The organism is Streptomyces sp. NPDC016851 (genome assembly GCF_055562795.1).
This window is the reverse complement of the sequence record NZ_JBVHEP010000029.1, coordinates 119,896-126,087: the sequence shown is the minus strand read 5'-3', so window position 1 is coordinate 126,087 and position 6,192 is coordinate 119,896. Positions and strand designations below refer to the sequence as shown.

Here is a 6,192-nt window from a genome sequence, read left to right as displayed (position 1 = left end):
GTTGTTTCTATCTCCACCGCGGGGTCTTGTGGTGGGGGCTGTTGCGGGGGCTGGCGGCGGGGGGGGGGGGCGGGTTGGCGTTGGGGGGGGCCCGGGCCCCGCCGCGCTCTCCTCCTTCAGCGCCTTCGCCTCGCTCTTGAGGATCCGCATCGAGCGGCCGAGCGAACGCGCCGTGTCGGGCAGTTTCTTCGAGCCGAACAGGACGATCACGACGATCGCCACGATCAGCAGATGCCAGGGCTCCAGTCCGTTGCGCAGCACGTCCTGCCCTCCCTCTCATCGACAGTTGCTACATTGCGCAACTGTACAACCCCCGGGTGAGAGGCAAGCGGACGCCGATGACGGTCACCAGCAACCGGAGGACTCAGCCGCCGCGGCACAGGGCCGCCGCGCGGGACGACAGGCGGCGGCGCGGTCGCCGGCGCGGCCGTGACCATGGTCGTGGTGGTGGCCGTGGCCGTGGCATACGGATCGGGCTCGTCGTCTGCCTGGCCCTGCTCGTGCTCGCCGCGGGCGGAGCCGGCTGGCTGTACCTGAAGCTGGACGGCGACATCAGCACCTTCGACTCGGGCGGCCTCTCCGACAACCGCCCCGAGGCCGGTTCGTCACAGGGGGAGAACGTCCTGGTCATCGGCTCCGACACCCGCACCGGCGGCAACGAGGCGCTGGGCGGCGGCGACAAGGACGACGTGGGCCGCTCCGACACCGCGTTCCTGCTGCACGTCTACGCCGACCACCGGCACGCCGTCGCCGTCTCCATCCCCCGCGACACCCTGGTGACCATCCCGCCGTGCAAGCTGCCCGGCGGAGGCTGGACGAAGGCACAGCCGGACACGATGTTCAACGCGGCGTACTCGGTCGGCCAGACGGCCAAGGGCAACCCCGCCTGCACGCAGAACACCGTCGAACAGCTCACCGGCCTGCGCGTGGACCACACGGTCGTCGTCGACTTCAAGGGCTTCGCCCGGCTGACGGACGTGGTGGGTGGCGTCAAGGTGTGCCTGCCGCAGGACGTCTACGAGAACGACCTCGACCCCCACCTCACCGCCCCGGGCGAGCTGCTGTTCCACAAGGGCGAGCAGACCGTCGCGGGCCGGAAGGCGCTGGACTACGTCCGCATCCGGCACGGCATCGGCGACGGTTCCGACATCGGCCGGATCAAGCGCCAGCAGGCGTTCGTGGCGAGCCTGCTGAAGGAGGTGAAGAGCGAGGGCTTCACTCCGACGCGGCTGCTGCCGCTGGCCGAGGCCGCGACGAAGTCGCTGACGGTCGACCCCGGCCTCGGCTCCGCGGACAAGCTGATGTCCTTCGCGTTGTCCCTGAAGGACATCGACCTGCACGACACGAAGTTCGTGACCTTGCCGTGGCGCTACGAGGGTTCACGGGTCGCGATCGTGCAGCCGGACGCCGACGCCCTGTGGGCCGCGCTCCGGGCCGACCGCACGATCGACGGCAAGAGCGCCGGCGGGAAGAGGACCGGGACAGCGGGTTCCGCGGCGTCCGCCTCCCCCGCACCGGTCTCCGGTGCGGGCATCGAGGTCGCCGTCTACAACGGCACCTCCGTCCCCGGCCTGGCCGCCCGCGCCGCCGCCGCTCTCACCTCGGACGGCTTCACCGTCACGGGCACGGCCACGGCGTCCGCCCAGGACCACACCACGACACTGGTCGAGTACGGCCCCGGCCTGGAGGACCGCGCCCGGACCGTCGCGGCGGCCTTCCCCGGCGCGCGGCTCCAGCCCGTGACCGGCAGCGGGATCAGTGTCGTGCTGGGACAGTCGTACGCGGACGGCCCGGTGGCGACCGCGTCCGCGTCCCCGGCTCCGTCCGCCGTGCCGTCGGAGGTCGCGGCCGGGGCCCGGTCCGCGGACGACAACCCCTGCTCGAACCTCACCTACGGCTGACGCCGCCCCTGCCGGGCCCTGGCCGCCGTCAGGGCCAGAGCGTACAGACCGAGGACGACGGCCGGCAGGAGGTAGTACGCGGCGGGCAGGGCCGTCATGCCGAGGGCCGCGCCGAGGGGGCTCGGCGGCAGCAGCAGGCCGACGACGGCGAGGCCGGCCGCCGCGAGAGGGACCGGGCCGGGGGCACGGCTGTGCTCGTCGCCCCGGCCGGTGCGCAGGAGCAGCATCACCAGGGCCTGGGTGAGCAGGTTCTCGGTGAACCAGGCGGAGCGGAACACGGCTTCGTCGTCGACGGCGTCGGGGCCGTCGAGCGCGAACGCGAGGACGGCGAAGGTGGCGAGGTCGGCGACCGCGTTGAGCAGGCCGAAGCCGGTGACGAACCGGAGGAAGGAGCGCGGCCGCAGCACGGCCGGACCGCGCAGGGCCGCCGCGCCGGGACGGTCGTGGGCGAAGGCGAGCTGGGCCGCGTCGAAGCACAGGTTCTGGGCGAGCACCTGGGCCGGGAGCATCGGCAGGAAGGGCAGGAGCAGGCCCGCGGCGAGCATCGCGACGACGTTGCCCAGGTTGGAGGAGAGCGTGACGCGCAGGTACGAGGCGATGTTGCCGCTCGCGTGCCGCCCGGCGGTGATCGCGTGGCCGATCGCCGTGAGGTCCTTCTCGGCGAGGACGACGTCGGCGCTCTCCCGTGCCACGCCGACGGCGGAGCGGGGCGCGAGGCCGACGTCGGCGGCACGCAGCGCGGCCACGTCGTTCACGCCGTCGCCGAGGAAGCCGACGGTGTGCCCGGCGGCGCGCAGGGCGGCGACGACCCGGGCCTTGTCCTGCGGGGTGCAGCGGGCCACGACGGTCGCCTCCCCGGCGGCCTCGGGACCTTCCAGCTGTGCGGCGGTCCGTATCTCCCCGGGATCCAGGCCGAGTTCGCGACAGGCCCGGGCGGCGGTGGCCGGATGGTCGCCGGTGAGGACCTTCACGGTGACGCCCCGGTCGGCCAGAGCGCGCAGGGCGTCGGCGGCGGTCGGGGCGAGGGCGTCCCGGAAGGTCACGAGGCCCCGGAAGGTCAGGCCCCGCGTGCCGGGCGGGCCGGGCGCACCGGCGGGGCGGTCGGCCGTCGCGACGGCCAGGACCCGCAGCCCGGCGTCCGCCTCCCGGGCGGCGAGCGCCAGCAGCCGTTCGCGCTCCCCCGGCTGAGCCGTACAGCGCTCCACCACCGCCTCGGCGGCCCCCGTGACGACGACGGTGTGGCGCCCGAGGGTGCCGCGCACCACCGACGTCGAGCAGCGCCGTACCGGGTCGAACGGCACCGCGTCCACCCCGTCGTACTCCTCGCCCACCGGCCCGGCCGCCTCCAGCAGGGCCTCGTCGAGGGCGTCGGGCGCGGGCAGTTCGGCGAGCTGGAGGGTCCACCAGGCACCGACGGCGGCCCAGCGCAGCACCTCCGGGTCGTCCCGGCCGGCCGGGACGAGGGCCCGTGCGACGACGGGCCGGTCCTGGGTGAGGGTGCCGGTCTTGTCGACGCACAGCACGTCGACCGCGCCCAGGTCGTGCAGCGCCGGCAGCCGTTTGACGATGACGCCGTGGGTGCGGGCGAGCAGGGCGGCACCCCGGGCCAGGCAGGTGGTGACGATCACCGGCAGCATCTCGGGCGTCAGTCCGACGGCGACCGCGACGGCGAAGGGCAGGGTCTCCAGGCCGCGTCCGCGCAGCGCGGCGTTGGCCATCAGGACGAGGGGCGGCGTCAGCAGCATGAAGCGGATCAGCACCCAGGAGATGCCGTGCACCGACCGGTCGAAGGCCCCGCCCTCCCGGGGGACGGCCGGCTGCCGGTGTGCGGCGGCGAACCGGGTGCCGTCCCCGGTCGCGACCACGACGGCCGTACCACTGCCCGTGGCGACGGTGCTGCCCTGGAAACACAGCGGGGTCTCGTCGACCGCACCGGATCCGGCCGGTCCCTCCACCGCCCTCTTGGCCACCGGCGCCGACTCCCCGGTGAGGGCGGCCTGGTGCACCGTGAGTCCGCGTGCGCGCAGCAGTCGTACGTCCGCCGGGACGAGGTCGCCGGGGCCGAGGCGCAGGACGTCGCCGGGGACGAGGTCCGGGACCGGCACCTCGCGGGGCCGGGGCGGCTCCCGGTCGGTGTCGCGCCGCAGCACCGTGGCCGTGCCGGCGACCAGTTCGCGCAGGGCGGCCATGGAGCGGTCGGCCCGGTGCTCCCCGCTCGCGCGCAGCCCGCAGCTGACCGCGACCAGGGCGAGGATGACCACGGCGGTGCCCCAGGAGGCGACGGCGGCGGACACCAGACCGAGGCAGAGCAGGACGGCGGTGAAGGGGTCGCGCAGGGCGTGCACGCACCGGCGGGGCCAGGACGGCGTGCGCCGGTCCGGCAGGGTGTTCTCGCCGTGGGTGAGCAGCCTGGCCGCGGCCTCGGCCTCGGTCAGTCCCCGGGGGCCCGACTCCAGCCGCCGCAGCACCTCAAGGGTGGTGCCGTCGGCGGTCTCAGAGGCCATGGAGGCGGCGGCGCGGCGGCGCCGCCCGGTCCGTGAGCCGGCCCACCAGGAGCCGTACGACGTCGACGATGTCGGGGTCGTCGACGTAGTACACCTGCCGGCGGCCCTCGCGGCGGGAGCCGACGAGTCCGGCCAGCTTCAGCTTGGTGAGGTGCTGGCTGACCGCTGGCAGCGCGCCGCCGACCCGCTCGGCGAGCCCGGTCACGTCGCTCTCGCCCTGGGCCAGCGCCCAGACGATGTGCAGCCGGGCGGGCGAGGCCAGCAGCCCGAAGGCCGCGGCCGCCCGGTCGAGTACGTCGGCGGGCGGGTCCTCGAAGCCACTGCCGGCTGCCGCCACCGTCGCCGTCCCTTCCGTCGCCTGAGTCGTCCTGCGGGCCGCACCAGTCTAGGCGGCCCCCGGCGGCCCCCCGGCGGCCGCTCCGGGAGGCCTTTTCCGTGCGGGACGCCGGGCCCCGAACCGCACGGACGGTATGAAAATCATGGGGATGACCTCCCACGTTCGACCCGTCGGACAGATCATCACGATGCGGCAGCGCTAACTCACGGCATGTGGCCGCTCACTTGACGCCCAGTGGTCACACACGGTTGGCTCCGGGCCAACGAGAGTCATCCGGCCCGTGCTCAAGTGCGGTCCGCCCGGCTCTCATCCTGCTCTTGCTCGGCCGCACAGCGAGGTCCGCCCCTCATGAAGACTCCTCCCCCGCCGCACACCTCCGCGAGACTCACCCGTGTCGCGGCCCTGGTGTCCGCCGTGTGTCTGCTGGTGGCCGGCTGTTCCGTCCTCGGCGCGAGTGACGACGGGCCGGACGCCGACCCGGTGGGCGGGCCGGGCGGCGGGATGAAGGTCGCCCTGGTCACCCACGGCGGCAAGGGCGACGCCTTCTGGGACCTGGTGCGCCGGGGCGCCGAGACGGCGGCGGCCAAGGACGGCATCGACCTGACGTACGCCAGCGACGCCGACGCGGCCGCGCAGGCCGCGCTGGTGCGCGACGCGGTCCGCGACAAGGTCGACGGCATCGCCGTGACGCTCGCCAAGCCGGCGGCGATGCGGGGCCCGATCGCCCAGGCCAAGGCGGCCGGCATCCCCGTCGTCGGGCTCAACTCCGGCATCGACGCCTGGCGCCCGGCGGGCCTGCTGGAGTACTTCGGCCAGGACGAGTCCGTCGCCGGCCGGGCCGTCGGCGACAAGCTGGACGAGGTCAAGGCCAGGCACGCCCTGTGCGTCGTGCACGAGCGGGGCAACGTCGCGCTGGAGGCCCGCTGCGCCGGCGTGCGCAAGACGTTCGGCGGCGAGACCGACAACGTGTACGTGGACGGCGCCGACATGAACGCGGTGACCGCCACGATCGCGTCCCGGCTGCGGCAGGACTCCAGCATCGACGAGGTCGTCACCCTGGGCGCCCAGTACGGGCTCAGCGCGGTCGACGCCGTCAAGCAGGCCGGCAGCAGAGCCAAGGTCGCCACCTTCGACCTCAACAAGGACCTGGTCGAGGCGGTCCAGAGCGGCGAGGTGCAGTTCGCGGTCGACCAGCAGCCCTACCTGCAGGGCTACCTCGCGGTGGACGCCCTGTGGCTGTACCGGACCAACGGCAACATCAGCGGCGGCGGGACGGCCCCGGTGCTCACCGGCCCCGCGTTCGTGACGAGGTCCAACGTGTCCGCGGTGGCACGTTTCGCCGCCGCCGGGACCCGGTGACCGGACCCTTCCTGTGACGGTGTCGCCAAAGATTCGGTCAGGTCCGGGCCCTGCGGTCACTTGTACGGATAACATCCTGCGCATCCCATGT

The 6,192-nt window shown here is 74.1% G+C and carries 5 protein-coding genes; 2 read left to right on the top strand and 3 right to left on the bottom strand.

The genetic code is table 11. The features are described 5' to 3' along the window. The coding region (gene tatA / locus ACZ3I3_RS35140) for a Sec-independent protein translocase subunit TatA (protein ID WP_467371738.1) at positions 1-261 on the bottom strand (261 nt) is incomplete at its 3' end. A gap of 77 nt (positions 262-338) precedes the next feature. Here tatA and ACZ3I3_RS35135 point away from each other — a divergent pair. Then, a complete protein-coding gene (locus ACZ3I3_RS35135; RefSeq protein ID WP_467371755.1) occupies positions 339-1,901 on the top strand; it encodes an LCP family protein in 1,563 nt (520 codons plus the stop codon). On the opposite strand, the gene mgtA is transcribed toward ACZ3I3_RS35135, so the two are convergent. Beyond that, entirely contained in the window at positions 1,892-4,405 is a 2,514-nt protein-coding gene (gene mgtA, locus ACZ3I3_RS35130; RefSeq protein ID WP_467371736.1) for a magnesium-translocating P-type ATPase, read from the bottom strand. The genes ACZ3I3_RS35135 and mgtA overlap by 10 nt on opposite strands. Beyond that, complete coding sequence (locus ACZ3I3_RS35125) at positions 4,395-4,742, bottom strand: ArsR/SmtB family transcription factor (protein ID WP_467371734.1); 348 nt, start codon at positions 4,740-4,742, stop codon at positions 4,395-4,397. The genes mgtA and ACZ3I3_RS35125 overlap by 11 nt, the downstream gene beginning before the upstream one ends. 348 nt (positions 4,743-5,090) lie before the next feature. Here ACZ3I3_RS35125 and ACZ3I3_RS35120 point away from each other — a divergent pair, with 348 nt between their 5' ends. Further along, positions 5,091-6,101, top strand: a complete 1,011-nt coding sequence (locus tag ACZ3I3_RS35120) for a substrate-binding domain-containing protein (protein ID WP_467371732.1) — start codon at positions 5,091-5,093, stop codon at positions 6,099-6,101. Positions 6,102-6,192 lie beyond the last annotated feature (91 nt).